Here is a 15,647-nt window from a genome sequence, read left to right as displayed (position 1 = left end):
GCCCCCTCGCAACGATGCGCCGTCCGCAGCACACTTGACCAAGGAAACGACCGAGGGAACGACCGCAACGACGGAGAGAACGCCGTTGCCGCCGGAGGGGGACGTGACATGCGGGACAGTCATCGGGCGGAGGCCGAGGGGCTGTTGGCGCGGGCCGTGGAGGAGGAGGTGCGGCGGACCGGCGGGCGCAGCGACGGGAAGGTGCTGCTCGCCCGGGCGCGCGGGGGGCTCGACGGAATGGCGCAGAGCGCGGCCGAGGAGTACGAGGCCTACACGCGCGCCCTCGACGAGGCGGCGGCCGGGCAGCTCACCTTCGGGCAGCGGTACGCCCGTGACGGCGCCGGGACTCCGCTGCTGGTGGCCGGGGTCGCGGCGGTCGCGGCCGTCGTCGCCGACCTGGCCCTCGGCACGAGCACCGGGACGGCGCTGGGCGCGGGCGTGGCCGTCGGGGTCGTGGGCGCCGCGGCGACGGTCGTCAAGGTGGTCGGCTCCCATCTGCCGGCCGCGCACCACCGCGCCGGGGCCGTGAGCCAGCCGGGCGGTCCTGAACAGCTGCGGCTGCAGTGGCTGACGGCGCTGGAGGTGCGGGGCATCCGGCCGTTCCTGGACCAGCAGCGGGTGCTCGCCGCCTCCACCGGGCCGAAGAAGACCGGGCCGCGGCTGCGGGGCACCGACAAGAGCGCGGCGGCGCGCGGGCGCAATGTGCTGGAGCAGTCCTTCGCGCAGCTTCCGGATCCGGCGGAGCCGTTCGCCGGGCGGCGGCCGGAGCTGGCGCAGATCCGGCAGTGGGTGCAGGCGGCCCGCGCCAGCACGGAGTCCCGCCCCACGGTGGTCGTCCTGCACGGCACGCCCGGCAGTGGCCGTACGACGCTCGCGGTGCGGGCCACGCACGATCTGCGGGACTACTTCCGCGGCGCCTGCGTCGTCGATCTGCGTGCCGAGGGCCCGGGCGGGTCCCCGCTGTCCACCCGCGACGCCCTGCTCCATCTGCTCAACCGGCTCGGCGCGCCCCGTGAGCAACTGCTGTTCCGTGAGCGCTCCTCCCCCGACCAGCAGGTCAAGCGGCTGAGCGAGCTGTACCACCAGCATCTGACCGGCCTGCCGGTCACGATCGTCCTGGACGACGCCTCGGACGCCGAGCAGGTCCGCGCCCTGGTGCCGGAGCGGTCCGACAGCCTGGTGCTGGTGACCGCGCGGGGCCCGCTGGAGCCGGCCGAGCTGCCCGCGCGGGTGCATCAGCTGGCGGTGGAGCCGCTGGACGCGGCGGGTGCGGAGGAACTGCTGGGCGCGGCGGCACAGGACCGTTCCGGGCCGTACGACGCCGAGTCCGCCGACCGGGTCCGGGAGCTGTGCGGCGGGCTGCCGCTCGCGCTGCGCATCGTGGGGTCGTGCCTCGGCCCCCGCTCCCCGCGCGCGCTGGCCACGGACCTCGGCGCGTACGGCCCGGTCGAGCCGGTCGAGCGCGCCCTGTGGCTGCGCTACACCGACCAGTCCGACACCGTACGGCGGCTGCTGCGCCGGCTGGCCCTGGCCGGCCGGGCCTCGCTCGGCGCCGCCGCGGCCGCCGCGCTGCTGGCCACCGACGAGGCGGAGGCGAAGCGTCACCTCCAGGCCCTGACCCGCGCGGGCCTGATCGACCACGTCCGGGGCGACCGCTACCGGCTGCACGACCTGGTCCGCGCCTTCGCCCAGGCCCGGCTCCTCGACGAGGAGGAACCCGCCGAGCGCACGGCCGCGCAGGAGCGGCTGATCGTGAACTACGCCGAGCTGGCCGACTCGGTGCTGCGCATGGTCGACGGCAACATGTCGACCCGCACCAACCGCTTCAGCCCGTACGGCTTCACCTCCCTCGACGAGGCGCTGCGCTGGCTGGACGACGAGTCGAGCTTCATCACGGCGGCGCTCCGGCACGCCGAGGGCGTGAACCAGGCGGCGGTGCTGAACCTCCTGGGCGCCCTGTGCGACTACTGCCTGCTGCGCGGCGACCTCTACCGGCTGGGCGAGATCAGCGAGCTGGCCCAAGCGGTGGACGAGGGACTGCTGGTCCGCTCGGTGCAGTGGCGCACCGGCATCGCGGCGCGGCAACTGGGCGAACTCGACAAGGCCCGCACCACCCTCGCCTCGGTCGTCGACCTCTACCGGGAGGCCCACCACGACGCGGGTGCCGCCCGGGCCCTGTGCTCCCTCGGCATCACCCTCCACCACCAGGGCAATCTGACGGAGGCGTCGGCGAAGCTCCGCGAGGCCCTGGCCCTGCAGTCCTCCGCCGAGCTGGCGACAGACCGGGCGTGGACGATGCACGCCCTGGCGGCGGTGGAGCGGGACCGGGCCCGGGTGGCGGAGGCGCTGGAGCTGCTGACCGAGTCCCTGGTCCTGCATCGCGCCGGCGAGTCCGTGCACGGCCAGGCGTGGGCCCACTTCCAGCTCGGCCAGCTGGGTCTGCGCATGGGCGACGTCCCGCGCGCCGAGGCCGAGCTGCGCGCGGCCCTCGAGCTGTACGGCCGCACCCGCGACGCCCGTGGCGAGGCCTGGGCCCTGACCCAGCTGGCCCGGGCCCTGCTGGTCGCCGGTGACGCGTCCCCGGCCCTGGAGGAACTGCGCGGCGCGGCGGCCCGGCACCGCGACAACGAGGACGCGCGGGGCGAGGCCTGGACCCTCTACTACCTGGGCCAGGCCCTGGAGGAGACGGGCAACCTGGACCAGGCGGTCCGCGAACTCGAACGCTCCCGCACGATGTTCTCCCGTATGCGCGACGTGTACGGCCTGGCCTGCGCCCGCCACCACTCCGCGCGCGTCACCCGTGACCAGCGCGCGGCCCAGACGGGCTCGTTGAGGAACTCCGGCTTCGCCCGCCAGCTCCTGGTCGACGCCCGCGCCGACTTCCAGCGCATCGGCGTCGCCCACGGCGAGGCGTGGACCTGCCTGGAACTGGCGGTCGTGGACGCGGGCAACGCCCGCACCCAGCAGGCGCTCGCCCTGTGCGAGGAGGCGACGGGCCTCTTCACGTCGTACGGCGACCGCCGGGGCGAGGACTGGGCCCGCTTCCTGCGCTGCACCCTCCTGCCGTACGCGGCCCCCGGCGGCGCGGAGGTCGGCACGGCCGTGGCCCAGGAGGAACTGGCCCAGCTGTCCCGCGCGGGCCATCCCCTGCGGGACGAGAAGCTCGACGAATACATCGACGCCTGGGGGCTGTTGCTGGAACGGGGCGCGAGCCTGGAGGCCGGGTGGCAGGCGTGGGGGCTCGGGATGACGCCGAGTCGGCATGCGCGGGAGGTCATGGGGGTGGCGGTCTCGGCGGAACGGGGGTGAGGCGGGCCCTTACGGGTCATTGTCGGACGTTTCGCTGACGGCGTGGTCTGGGGACTGCAACCGTTGACGGACAGTGCCGATGGGGAGGGCCGACGGGGGGAAGCCATTGGGACACGACCCGCGCGATCCGACACCGCCTCCGACGTTCGGGGGATTCTTCGGGCGGGCGGACGAACTCGGCCGCATCGGGACGTGGCTGGAGCTGCGCACAGCCCCGCCCCCGCCGTCCGGCCGCAGCCTGCCCACCCTGATGGTGCTGCACGGCCCGGCAGGCGTCGGCAAGTCCGCCCTGGCCGCCCAGGCCGCCCAGCGGTACGCCGTGCACACGCACTGGATCTCCCTCTACGACGCCACTCGCACGGACGTGGAACCCACGCTGTTACGGCTGCTCGGCGAGAGCGGCGGATCACGCGCCGCCATCGTGAGGGCGGCCCTGGGCGACGACCGTGCGTTCCGGCGCGCCCTGCGCGGCGAACTCGCCCGGCAGCTTCGCGACCGCCTCGTCGTCCTGGACGGAGCCGCGCCCCCGGTGGTGCGGGCCCTGCTGCCGTACCTGCGTGACTGTCGCGGCCTGGCGGTGCTCGTCACCTCACGGCAGGAGGCCGGCTGGCGGCGCATCGGGGCCCGGCTGCTCGACGTCGAGCGCCTGGGTCCCAGGGCGAGCAGGGATCTCGTCGCCCGGATGGCGACCGGAGCGCCCTGGAGAGACCGCGACACCTGGTACGGACTCGCGTCCTGGCCGGCCTCTTTGGTCAGCGCGGCGCAGGGGCTGCCCGCACTCGCCCGGATCGCCGGCTTCTTCATCGCCAACAGGATGGCGCCGCGGCCGGAACCGCGGACGGGCGAGTCAGGGCCTCAACGGCTCGTCCGGCTGGCCCTGGAGGACTGTACGACCGATCAGCGGGCGCTGCTGAGACGTCTGGCGGAGCGGAACTCCGGGGCACCGTTCACCCAGCGCACGGCGGAGTTGCTCTGCTCGCTGGACAGCGACCCGAGCGAGGTGCGCTCCGTGCTGGGCGGCCTGCTGGTCAAGGAGCTGGTGCAGCGGTGGAGCAGCGACGGGACCTTCTGCCTTCCCCAGCCGGTGACGGACGTCGTACGGGCGGCGGAGCCGGTTTCGTCGGTGAGGACGGTCACGGCCCTGTGGGCGGAGCGCGCCCTGCAGCGCACCGCTGCCGCGCTGGACGGCCGGCCCCTGCCCGAGCACCACATCGGCCCTTCACCCGAAGGACTCGACCCTCGGGAACTCGTCCCCCACCTGGACGAGTTCCTGTCCCTGCTCACCAACAGCGCGCACCGGGGACGGCAGGAGGACGCGATCGCGGACGGCCTGGCCCTGCTGCTGGCCGTCCTCGGTGACGCGCACCGGCTCGTGGCGCTGCACCGGCTGTGGCCCGTCCTCTCCGTACGCCGGGCGCTCAGCTCGCTCGCCGCCGATCTGGGCCTGCTGGAGCAGGCCAGGGCGCTGTACGACACCGACAAGTGGCGCAACCCGGACGCCGTCCACCACGCCGCCGCCCTCTGCCGGCAGTCGGGGCAGCTCACCGAAGCGCTGAGCGTGCTGGACGGGCTGCTCGGGGACGATGCCCGCCCCGACGACCGGCACACGGCCTGGGCACTGCTGGTCCTCGGGGCCGTCCGGTGCGACCAGAGCGAGGTGGCGGAGGCCGAGCGGGCGCTCCTCAGGGCGGCCGCCCTGCACCGGGCCTCAGGGTGTCGGCGCGGGCTCGGCTGGACGTTGCTGCACAGTGCCCGGGTGTGCCTGCTGAGCGGCCGGGACACCGAAGCCGGCCGTCTGCTCGACGAGGCCGACGAGTTACTGCTGTCCGTCGCGGACACCCGCGGCGGGAACTGGGTCACGACGGAGCGGCTCCGGCTCGCGCTGCGGCGCTGGGAGCCGGCGGCTGCCGCTGAACTGGGCCGGCAGGCACATGCACAGCACCAGGGCGCCGAGGACGTCCGCGGGTCGGCGTGGACGGCCTTGTACCGGGCCCTCGCGAATCTGGAGCAGGGCGACCTCCACGGTGCCCGCGGGGCGCTGGCGAGTGCCGCGCAGCTCTTCCTGGAGTGCGGAGACGACCTCGGCAGCGCCTGGACGGAGCACCGGGCCGCTCTCCTGCCCTCCGTCCGCGACGAGGTCCACTCCGCGTCCGTGCTGGTGTCGCTGGGGCCCGTCTGGGCGCAGTTTGGGGAGATCGGATGCCCGCTCGGGACGGCGTGGACCGAACTGGAGATGGTGGCCCGCCGCAGGCCCACCGACCTCAACCTGCCTCTCCTGGACTCGGCGGAGGAACGCTTCCGGGCCCTGGGAGACGCGTACGGCCTGGCATGGGCGGCCGCCGTCAGGGCCGTACACCGGACCCATCTGCACGGGGACGGTCCACGCTCGGCCGGGGCCCTCGTCGCCTCCTTCCCGCACGACATCCCGATCCCGGACCCGGAGCGACTGGTACGGGAGATCACGCGGTTCTGGGAGGGCGGGGGCGTGCTGGGAGGCCGGACCATCCCCTCCCACGCCCGCGACACCGTCGCAGTCCGTCACTCCGGCCCCTGGTTCCTGGACGTGCCCGGCCAGGCCGGCCCCCGCTGCCGAGTCCGCGTCACCCTGCTCGACGACACCCCCGCCGAGGACACCACCGCCCGGCTGCTCCTGCGGGTCTCCCCCGAGGACGGCCACCCCTGGGGGGCTTCAGGGTCGGACCGGCCCTGGCTGATGGTGACGGCCGCGCCCCTCACCCCCGCGTCCGTCGACCCCGCCAGCTCCCTCCTGCGCCCCTCGGAACAGGCCGCACACGGCGCCGAGTTCGCCTTCACCGCGCATCGCACCGGCACGCACCGCATCCGCTTCACCATCGCCCTCGAACGCACCGGGACGGTCCTGCAGCAAGTGGAAACAGAACTCGACATCCTGGATCACGACGAGCACGGCGGGCTGTCCTCGCCCGAAGCCGTCACGCACCGAGGCCGCTAGGAACGCCCCACGCATGCCAAGAGAGCTTCAGGTCCGCATCATCCAGGACCCCAGCCGCGGCTTCACCGCACTGCCCGACGCGCTGAGCGAGGGGCCGGACATCACGGTGTCCCTGGACGTCCTCGGCGACGACCGTCTCAGGGCGCGCCTGTACGGCCCCGCCGTGCCGTCGCTGCACGGCACCGAGCACCGGGTGGATCTGGCGGTGCATCCGGCCGAGGTGCGGTCCGCCGCGGCCCGGCTGTGCCGGATGTGGAAGGAGGTCCTCGTCGACCACCGCCCCCTGGCGGCGGACGGCCGGCCCGTGCCGGGCGAGCCGGAGACGCCGTACGCGTCCCTGGTGGACCTGCGCTCCCGGCCGGTGGACGAGCTGGCTCCCCTCATGGAGGAACTCGCCCTGGTCGGCTCGGAGTTGCTGTACGGCACGCTGCTGGGCGGCACCGACCCGCGCATCGCCCGCTTCCGCAGCTATCTGACGGAGGCACTGGCCCGGGGCGAGGGCCTACGGCTCCGCTTCGACTCGGACCTGCATCTGCCCTGGCCGATGGTGTGCCTGGCGGCGGAGGACCTGCCGCCCGACCCCGAGCCCCCCGCGGAGGCCCTCCCCGCGCTCTTCCGCCGCTTCCTCGGCCACCGGCACCAGATCGAGCAGACCGGCGGCGCCTATCCCTGGCTCGCCGGTCTCCGTGACGCCCCCGAGGTGCCGGCGGTGAGCCTGAACCACGACACGCGCGTCGACCGGGCGGGCCGCACCCGGGCCGCCGACGTGGCGGCCCTCCTCGCCAAGGGCACCCGGTTCGTCGAGCGGTCCACCTGGCAGGAACTGGTGAGCGCGCTGGCCCGGTCCGATCTGTGCGAGCAGCTGATGTACTTCTGGTGCCACGGCCGCTTCACCGCCGACGGGGCACAGCCGCCCTCCCTGGTGCTCAGCCTGACCGACCACAAGAGCATCGACGCGCACACGATCCGCGAACGGCGGCGCCGCTTCGGCGTCGACCACCCGTTCCAGCCGTTCGTCGTCCTCAACGCCTGCTACGCGGGGCTGCCCGAGGGAAGCACCGACGCCAAGTTCCTGAGCCGGGCGTTCGTCGACGCGGGAGCGCGGGGTGTGCTGGGCCCGCAGATAGAGATACCCCAGGCCTTCGCGGCCGAGTACGCCCTGGAGTTCCTGACCCGCTACCTGGACGGGACGCAGACCGCGGGCACCATCGCCCTCGCGGTGGCCCGGCACTTCGCCGACGAACTGCACAATCCCCTGGGCCTGGCCTACGCCCTCCACCACGGCATGGACACCCGTCTGGAACGGGCCGCCGCGCCCGACGCGGACGCCGAACGGGAGGTGCCCGTATGAGCTCTCCCGACGTGCCGGTGCGCACCGTCGACCTGGGTCCGGACGGCTGGCTGCTGGAAGAGACGCGCCGCGGTCCCCGCCCGGTACCCGCCGACCGGCTGGCGGACCACTTCCACGAGGAGCTGTCCCCGCCCGCCTGGGCGACGGACCTCCTCGTCTACGTCCACGGCTGGCAGACCGACCCCGACGCGGCCCTGGTGACCGTCCGCCGCCTGCTGGCCCTCGCCACGGCCCAGTACGACCGCCGCCAGGCCCTGTACCGGGGGCTGCGGCCGTGGCAGCCGTGGACCGTCCTGGTTCGCTGGCCCTCCCGCTCGCTGCCCTCGCTCGGCGGCTACCGGCGCATCCGGGACCGGGCGCACGCCATGAGCACCCGGGGCCACGCGGCTCAGGTCATCGGCCGGCTGCTCGGCTATCTGGACGGCCGGCGCGGGGACCCGGCGGCCCCGCCGGTCCTCGCCAACCGCGAGGGCCAGTACCTGCACCTGATCGGCCACTCCTTCGGCTGCCGCTTCCTGTGCGAGGCCGTGCAGTGGGCCGCCGACGAGCCGCTCACCCTGGGCTGGAGCACACCGGAGCCGCCCGGCCGGCCCTTCACCGTGGACTCGATGCTGCTGTTGCAGATGGCCGCTCCGCGCGACGCGTTCGCGACCGGCTTCCCGGCCCTCTCCGAGGCGCCCCTGCGGGGCCCTGTGGTCGCGACGTACTCCCTGCACGACCGTGCCACCGGCTTCTGGCATCTGCGGGCCGAGAAGCGGGCGGGGGTCGGCCACGCGGGCATCGGGACCGCGCCCGCCCCCGTCTCGGCGGTCCGGATGCTGCCGCCCGCCGAGCCCTATCCCCTCAGCGCGCTCGACCACCGCTTCGTCAGCGTGGACGCGAGCGACGTCTTCGTCCGGGGGCACGGCCCGGCGGGCGCCCACTCCGACCATCTGCGGCCGGAGACGGCGCACCTGCTGCTGTCACTGGCCGCCCACAGCCGGTGACAGCGCGCTGCCGCCCAGCGGCCGCAGGGTGGTCAGCCGTTCGCGGACGGCTTCTTCGCGGACCCTGCGGCGCTCTCGGCGGTCCCCTTCGACTCGGGCTCCGGCTCCGCCTCCGCCTGCTCGGCCTTGGGGTCCGGGACCTGGGTGAAGTCGACCCTGTTCATGTGCCGGCTCATGGACTTCATCAGGGCCCACACCGCCAGGGCCATCGCCGCGAAGACGATGAAGCCGAGGACGCCGGGGGTGACCTTGTCCTCGTCGACCTCCTTGGCGAAGGAGACGAGGTGCGTCATTGCCAGGCTTGCGCTTGCGCTCATGTCAGGCATTGTCGCGGACGCCCGCGAAGAGGTCGTCCTCGGGGAGGGAGGTATCGGCGAGAGACTTCGCCAGCTCGTACTCCTCCGTCGGCCAGACCTCCTTCTGGATGTCCATCGGCACCCGGAACCAGCCCCCGTCCGGGTCGATCTGCGTGGCGTGCGCGATCAGTGCCTTGTCGCGGATCTCGTAGAAGTCGGCGCACGGCACGTGCGTGGTGAGCGTGCGCTGCTTCATACCGAACTCGTCCCAGCGCTTGAGCCAGTCCCCGTAGGGCGACTCCAGGCCCCGGTCCAGCATCGCCTGGTGCAGCGCCTCGGTGCGGGGGCGGTTGAAGCCCTGGTTGTAGTACATCTTCAGCGGCTGGTACGCCGGTCCGTACGCGTCCTCCGGGTACTTCTCGGTGTCCGCCGCCCCCTCGAACGCGACCATCGAGATCTTGTGGGTCATGATGTGGTCGGGGTGCGGATAGCCGCCGTTCTCGTCGTAGGTGGTGATCACCTGGGGGCGGAAGGCGCGGATCTTCCGCACCAGCTCCCCGGCCGCCACGTCGACGTCCTCCAGGGCGAAGCAGCCCTCCGGCAGCGGCGGCAGCGGGTCTCCCTCGGGCAGCCCCGAGTCGACGAAGCCGAGCCACTCCTGCTTGACCCCGAGGATCTCCCGGGCCTCGTCCATCTCCTTCTTGCGTACCTCGTGGATGTGCTCCTCGATGTACGCGTCCCCCTGGAGCTTCGGATTGAGGATGGAGCCGCGCTCCCCGCCCGTGCAGGTGACGACCAGCACGTCCACCCCCTCGGACACGTACTTCGCCATGGTCGCCGCGCCCTTGCTCGACTCGTCGTCGGGGTGGGCGTGCACGGCCATCAGTCGCAACTGGTCAGTCAAGACTCAATCCTCAGTAAGTCGGCGCCCTCTGTGCGTCGGCGCAATCAGCGGCTTCTATAGTGACCGAACCGGGGGGCGAATAATTCCGGGACCGGCCCACGAAGCCTCTTCCGGGACCTCGCCCCGGCCCTGTCTGGAGGACGATCATGAGTACGGCGAGCACGCGACTGCCCGAGGGCCGTTACGGCCGTACCTCGGACGAGCGCGCCGACCGCAAGCTCAAGATCATCGGCTCCGTCCTGGGGGCGGCGCTGCTGGGCCTGGTCGGCTGGTTCGGCTACCACTACGTCGTCCAGAACGAGATCAGCGCCGAAGTGATCAGCTTCGAGCCCGGCAAGGAATCCGTGAAGGTGCACCTGGAGGTCCGCAAGGACGCCGGTGCCACCGGCTACTGCACCGTGCGCTCACAGGCCGAGGACGGTTCCGTGGTGGGCCGGGCCGAATTGCGCTTCACCGGGGACGCCACCGTCATCGACAAGGTCTTCACGCTGCGCACGACGGCGCCCGGGACGACGGCCGAGCTCCAGGGCTGTCAGGCCGACTGAGACCGCACGGAGGTCACCTGCAATACGTAGCGCCTGACCTGCGTTGACGTGAATCTGGTGGCTTATGTCCTCCCCCTTCTGCTCCTGAATTGTTAGGCTCGTGGTTTCGCCCATCCGTGAAGGAACATTCTTCTGGGTAGGGCGATGCTTTGTATTCCCAGTACCTACGAGGAGCACCTGTGACCCAGACCAGCGAGAACGTCACCTGGCTGACCCAGGAGGCGTACAACAAGCTCAAGGCTGAGCTTGCGCACCTTACTGGTCCCGCGCGGGCGGAGATCTCCGCGAAGATCGCCGCCGCGCGCGAGGAGGGCGACCTGCGTGAGAACGGCGGGTACCACGCGGCCAAGGAGGAACAGGGCAAGCAGGAACTCCGTGTGCGCCAGCTCACCCAGCTCCTCGAGAGCGCGAAGGTCGGCGAGGCGCCCGCGGCGGACGGTGCGGTGGCGCCCGGCATGGTCGTCACGATCGCGTTCGACGGCGACGAGGACGACACGCTGACGTTCCTGCTCGCCTCACGCGAATACGCGAGCTCCGACATCGAGACGTACTCGCCGCAGTCCCCGCTGGGCAGCGGCGTGATCGGCCACAAGGTCGGCGAGGACGCCGAGTACGAGCTGCCGAACGGCAAGAAGGCCTCGGTGAAGATCATCAAGGCCGATCCGTACGACGGCTGAACCAGCCGAGCCTTGACCTGCCCCCGGCGTCGCTGCGGCGCCGGGGGCATTGTCATGCCGTGTCATGCCGTCGCGGAGCGGTACTTGCGCACCGCCAGTGTCCGGAAGACGACCAGGATGAGGACCGAGTAGATCAGCGAGGCCCAGACGGGGTGCTGCATGGGCCACGCGTCCGACGGCGACTGGCCCGGGTTGGCGAACAGCACGCGGCAGGCCTGGACCGTGGCGCTGAAGGGGTTCCACTCGGCGATGTGGCGCAGCCACGGGGTCATGTGGCTGGTGTCCACGAACGCGTTCGAGATGAACGTGACCGGGAAGAGCCAGATGAGCCCGCTGGACGTGGCCGCCTCGGGGGTTTTGACGGACATGCCGATCAGGGCGCCGATCCAGGTGAACGCGTAACCGAGCAGAAGCAGCAGGCCGAAGGCCCCGAGCACCTTGCCGGCGTTCGTGCTGCCGTCCGACCCGACGCGCCAGCCCACCAGGAGGGCGACCACCGCGAGCACCACCAGGGTCAGGGCCGTCTGCACCGAGTCGGCGAGGGTGCGCCCGGTGAGCACCGCGCCGCGCGCCATGGGCAGGGAGCGGAAGCGGTCGATGAGGCCCTTGTGCATGTCGTCGGCGATGCCCGCGCCGGAGCTGGCCGTGGCGAACGTGACGGTCTGCGCGAAGATGCCGGCCATCAGGAAGTTCTTGTAGTCGACGGCGCTGGTGCTGCTGCCGATCTGCATGGAACCGCCGAAGACATAGGTGAACAGCACCACGAACATGATGGGCTGGATCAGCCCATAGATGATCATCTCGGGAATGCGGGACATTCTGATCAGATTGCGTTTCGCAACGACCATCGAGTCCCGGATCGACTGGCTGACCGGGTTCGCGGTCGGCGCGACCCGCACGGTGTCGGTGACGGCGCTCACTTGGCGGCCTCCCTGTCGATCCCCTTGTCGATCTCTTCGTCGGTCCCCTCGTCCTTGACCTCGGCCACGTGTCCCGTCAGGGACAGGAAGACGTCGTCGAGGGTCGGCCGGCGCAGGCCGATGTCGTCGATCTCGATGCCGCGGGTGTCCAGCTCGCGGATGACCTCCGCGAGGAGCTTGGCGCCGCCGGTGACGGGCGCGGTCAGCTTGCGCATGTGCTCCTCGACCGTGGTCTCGCCCTTGCCGAAGCCGGCGAGGACCTCGATGGCGGCCTGGATGTGCTCGCGCTCGTGCACCACGACCTCGACGCGCTCGCCGCCGGTGCGGGCCTTGAGCTGGTCGGAGGTGCCCTGGGCGATGACCCGGCCCTGGTCGACCACCGCGATGTCGTGCGCCAGGTGGTCGGCCTCTTCCAGGTACTGGGTGGTCAGCAGCAGCGTCGTACCGCCGGAGACCAGTTGCTTGATGACCTCCCACAGCTGCTGGCGGTTGCGGGGGTCGAGGCCGGTCGTCGGCTCGTCCATGAACATCACGGGCGGCGAGACGACCAGGGCCGCCGCGAGGTCGAGCCGGCGGCGCATGCCTCCGGAGTAGGTCTTGGTGGGCCGGTCGGCGGCGTCCGTGAGGTGGAACTGCTCCAGCAGCTCGACCGCGCGCTCCTTCGCCGCCTTCGCCCTCATCTGGTAGAGCTGGCCGACCATCTGGAGGTTCTCACGGCCGGTCAGGTATTCGTCGACGGCCGCGAACTGGCCGGACAGGCCGATCGAGCGGCGGACGGCGTCGGGCTGTTTGAGCACGTCGATGCCCGCGACGACCGCCCGTCCGCTGTCGGGTCGCAGCAGGGTGGTCAGGCAGCGGACGGTGGTCGTCTTGCCCGCGCCGTTCGGCCCGAGCAGGCCGAGGACCGTGCCCTCGGGCACGTCGAGGTCGACGCCGTCCAGGGCTTTGACGTCACCGAAGGTCTTGACGAGACCTTCGGCATAGATGGCGCCTGGCATATGAGTCTCCACGTCTTCGGGGATCACCGGACAGATAGCTGATGCTTCGCACGAACACACCATAACGCGATGTATCGCGTCTCACAATGGATTAATCGGTGTCGCGTTCCGTGAGAAAAAGGGATCTTGACCGGCGCCAGGGGGATGCTCAGTTCATGACCGTGTAGCCCGCCTCGCGGAGCGCCTGGCCGACCTCGGCGCAGTGCGCCGGGCCCTTCGTCTCCAGGTGCAGCTCGACCTCCGCCTCCGTGAGCCCGAGCCGTGGGTCGGTTCGTACATGGCTCACATCGAGGACGTTAGCGTCCACCACTGACAACACGCCCAGAATTGTGGCGAGAGCGCCGGGACGGTCCGTCAGCCGCAGCCGAACGGCCAGGTAGCGGCCCTGCGCGGCCATGCCGTGCCGCAGCACCCGCTCCATCAGCACCGGGTCGACGTTGCCGCCCGACAGCACCGCGACGACCGGCCCCTCGAACGCGCCGGGCTCGCTCAGCAGCGCCGCGACCGGGCTCGCCCCGGCCGGCTCCACGACCAGCTTGGCCCGCTCCAGGCACAGCAGCAGCGCGGCGGACAGCGCGTCCTCGCTGACCGTGCGCACCTCGTCGACCAGCTCGCCGACGAGCCCGAACGGCACGTCGCCGGGCCGCCCGACCTTGATGCCGTCGGCCATCGTCGCCGGGTTCTCGACGGTCACCGGCCGCCCCGCCGCCAGTGAGGGCGGGTAGGCCGCCGCGCCCTCCGCCTGGACGCCCACGATCCTGAGGTCCGGCCGCAGGGCCTTCACCGCCACCGCGACCCCGGCGGCGAGACCGCCCCCGCCGATACCGACGACGATCGTGCGCGCTTCGGGGCACTGCTCGAGGATCTCCAGCCCCACCGTGCCCTGGCCCGCGATGATGTCGGGGTGGTCGAAGGGGTGGATGAACACCGCGCCCGTCTCGGCCGCGTACTCCTGCGCGGCCGCCAGCGTCTCGTCGACCACCTGGCCGTGCAGCCGCACCTCGGCCCCGTAGTCCCGGGTGGCGCTGACCTTGGGCAGCGGGGCGCCCTTCGGCATGAACACCGTGGAGCGCACCCCGAGCAGCGAGGACGCCAGGGCGACGCCCTGCGCGTGGTTTCCGGCGCTCGCGGCGACGACACCGGCGGCGCGCTCCTCGGGCAGCAGCCCGGCGATCCGGACGTACGCGCCGCGCAGCTTGAACGAACCGGTCCGCTGGAGGTTCTCGCACTTGAGGTGCACCGGCGCGCCGACCATCTGGGAGAGGTGCCTGCTGCCTTCCATCGCGGTCACCCGCGCCACACCCGAGAGCATCTTCTGGGCGCCGCGCACATCGTCGAGGGTGACGGGTCGCAAGGAGTCAGCCGTGCTGTAGCTCATGACACCAGCATCGCAGTTCACAGGCGGGAACGACGGTTGTGACCAACCTCCGAGACCCGCTTTGTGAAGCGCCGGTACGACCCGCCCCCCGGCCGCGTACCCTGTCCCCCAATCAGCCAGCCCTCCACGAAGTGAGCCCCCGGCGATGCCCACAACACCTGAAATGTCGATGGACATGACGACCGTCGGTGACACCGGTCTTCTCGACACGCTGCAGCACGAGGTGGCGCTGTTCGCCCGCCGTGCCGAACAGACCCGGCTCGGCGGAGTCGGACAGGTGCGCAACTCCATGGACCGCGCCGCGTACCTGCTGCTCAACCGTCTCGACAAGGAAGGCCCGATGGGCGTCAAGGCGCTCGCCGCGAGCATGGGGATCGACTCGTCGACCGTCACCCGGCAGGTGGCTCCGCTGGTCGACACCGGCCTGGTCAAGCGCACCTCGCACCCCGAGGACGGACGCGCGGTGGTGCTCCAGCTGTCCCCGCGCGGGCAGGCCCGGCTGGAGGAAGTGCGCTCGTCGCGGCGGCAGTTGATGGCCGAGCTGACCGAGGAGTGGGAGCCGGAGGAGCGCGAGGCGTTCTGCACGCTCCTCACGCGCTTCAACAGCGCGCTGTCCGCCCGGATGGCGGTGCCGGGGGTGCCCGGGCCGGAGACGCAGTCGCCGTCCTGAGCGCCGGCCGTGCGCGGCTCTTGACCTCGGGGCCGACCCTGGCCTGATATGAGACCGGGTCCTGTCGTACGCGGCCGTCGCGTCCGTACGCGGCCGGGCCCGCATCCTCAGGGTCGCCGGCGGGCGGGAGGCGCGATGCGGCAACGGCATGCGTCCCGGGCGACCCGTCGGGCCCGGGAGTTCGAGGCGTTCGTCGCGGGCGCGGCGGGGCGGCTGCTGCATGCCGCCACCCTGCTCACCGCGGAGGCCTCGGACGACAATCCCCGCGCGCGGCGCCTGCTGACCCTGTCCTTGGCGCACACGTACGCGTGCTGGGACCGGCTGCGCGGCGAGGATCCCTACGACCACACCCGCCAGTTCCTCGCCACCCGCTTCGCGCGCGGCACCTGGCACCGGTACGGCGGCCTCGGCCGCGCCCGCCCGCACCCCGCCGGCCCCCTGGCGCCGCTCACCCCGCAGGAACGCCTGATCCTGGTCCTCAGGTTGTACGAAGGCGTCGCCGAGGAGCAGACGGCTGCCCTGCTCGGCCTGTCCGTAGAGCGCGTACGGGCCATCTGCCACCGGGCGATCTCGATCCTGCTGCACCGGCCGCGGGGACCGGCACCGGCGGTGACGGCCACGAAGGCGGTGCCGTCATGAGCC

At 72.2% G+C, this 15,647-nt stretch carries 13 protein-coding genes; 8 read left to right on the top strand and 5 right to left on the bottom strand.

Translation table 11 applies throughout. The annotated features are described in order from the left end of the window. Positions 1 to 108 precede the first annotated feature (108 nt). The 4 genes from OHU35_RS27435 to OHU35_RS27420 all read left to right on the top strand — a co-directional run bounded on the left by OHU35_RS27435 (position 109) and on the right by OHU35_RS27420 (position 8,617). A complete protein-coding gene (locus OHU35_RS27435; RefSeq protein ID WP_405507241.1) occupies positions 109 to 3,309 on the top strand; it encodes a tetratricopeptide repeat protein in 3,201 nt (1,066 codons plus the stop codon). A 106-nt stretch (positions 3,310 to 3,415) separates the two neighbouring features. After that, a complete protein-coding gene (locus tag OHU35_RS27430; RefSeq protein WP_405507239.1) occupies positions 3,416 to 6,280 on the top strand; it encodes a hypothetical protein in 2,865 nt (954 codons plus the stop codon). 13 nt (positions 6,281 to 6,293) lie between these two features. Then, positions 6,294 to 7,631, top strand: coding sequence for a CHAT domain-containing protein (locus tag OHU35_RS27425; RefSeq protein ID WP_405507237.1), 1,338 nt, complete (start codon positions 6,294 to 6,296; stop codon positions 7,629 to 7,631). Continuing rightward, positions 7,628 to 8,617, top strand: a complete 990-nt coding sequence (locus OHU35_RS27420; RefSeq protein ID WP_405507236.1) for a hypothetical protein — start codon at positions 7,628 to 7,630, stop codon at positions 8,615 to 8,617. Before OHU35_RS27425 ends, OHU35_RS27420 begins: the two co-directional genes overlap by 4 nt. A 32-nt stretch (positions 8,618 to 8,649) precedes the next feature. On the opposite strand, the gene OHU35_RS27415 is transcribed toward OHU35_RS27420, so the two are convergent. Further along, entirely contained in the window at positions 8,650 to 8,943 is a 294-nt protein-coding gene (locus OHU35_RS27415; RefSeq protein ID WP_189722931.1) for a hypothetical protein, read from the bottom strand. Beyond that, positions 8,936 to 9,817, bottom strand: coding sequence for a mycothiol conjugate amidase Mca (gene mca / locus OHU35_RS27410; protein WP_405507234.1), 882 nt, complete (start codon positions 9,815 to 9,817; stop codon positions 8,936 to 8,938). The genes OHU35_RS27415 and mca overlap by 8 nt, the downstream gene beginning before the upstream one ends. Positions 9,818 to 9,963: 146 nt before the next feature. Here mca and OHU35_RS27405 point away from each other — a divergent pair, with 146 nt between their 5' ends. Further along, positions 9,964 to 10,362, top strand: coding sequence for a DUF4307 domain-containing protein (locus OHU35_RS27405; protein WP_189722929.1), 399 nt, complete (start codon positions 9,964 to 9,966; stop codon positions 10,360 to 10,362). Positions 10,363 to 10,541: 179 nt separating this feature from the next. After that, complete coding sequence (gene greA / locus OHU35_RS27400) at positions 10,542 to 11,039, top strand: transcription elongation factor GreA (protein WP_184591048.1); 498 nt, start codon at positions 10,542 to 10,544, stop codon at positions 11,037 to 11,039. 62 nt (positions 11,040 to 11,101) lie between these two features. Here the strand turns inward: greA and OHU35_RS27395 are convergent, their stop codons facing one another. The 3 genes from OHU35_RS27395 to ilvA all read right to left on the bottom strand — a co-directional run bounded on the left by OHU35_RS27395 (position 11,102) and on the right by ilvA (position 14,335). Further along, a complete protein-coding gene (locus OHU35_RS27395) occupies positions 11,102 to 11,959 on the bottom strand; it encodes an ABC transporter permease (protein ID WP_189722928.1) in 858 nt (285 codons plus the stop codon). Beyond that, a complete protein-coding gene (locus OHU35_RS27390) occupies positions 11,956 to 12,957 on the bottom strand; it encodes an ATP-binding cassette domain-containing protein (RefSeq protein ID WP_189722927.1) in 1,002 nt (333 codons plus the stop codon). Before OHU35_RS27390 ends, OHU35_RS27395 begins: the two co-directional genes overlap by 4 nt. A gap of 148 nt (positions 12,958 to 13,105) precedes the next feature. Beyond that, a complete protein-coding gene (ilvA, locus tag OHU35_RS27385; RefSeq protein ID WP_189722926.1) occupies positions 13,106 to 14,335 on the bottom strand; it encodes a threonine ammonia-lyase in 1,230 nt (409 codons plus the stop codon). 163 nt (positions 14,336 to 14,498) lie between these two features. Between ilvA and OHU35_RS27380 the strand changes: the two genes are divergently transcribed. Next, positions 14,499 to 15,005: a MarR family transcriptional regulator gene (locus OHU35_RS27380; RefSeq protein WP_189722925.1), complete on the top strand. Its 507-nt coding sequence runs from the start codon at positions 14,499 to 14,501 to the stop codon at positions 15,003 to 15,005. 135 nt (positions 15,006 to 15,140) lie between these two features. After that, positions 15,141 to 15,644 (top strand): sigma factor-like helix-turn-helix DNA-binding protein, encoded by a 504-nt coding sequence (locus OHU35_RS27375; protein WP_405507231.1) that lies wholly within the window; start codon positions 15,141 to 15,143, stop codon positions 15,642 to 15,644. Positions 15,645 to 15,647 lie beyond the last annotated feature (3 nt).

This window comes from Streptomyces purpurascens, assembly GCF_045040895.1.
GTDB lineage: Bacteria > Actinomycetota > Actinomycetes > Streptomycetales > Streptomycetaceae > Streptomyces > Streptomyces purpurascens.
Note: the sequence above shows the minus strand (reverse complement) of the source record. Positions and strands in the feature narration are given on the sequence as shown.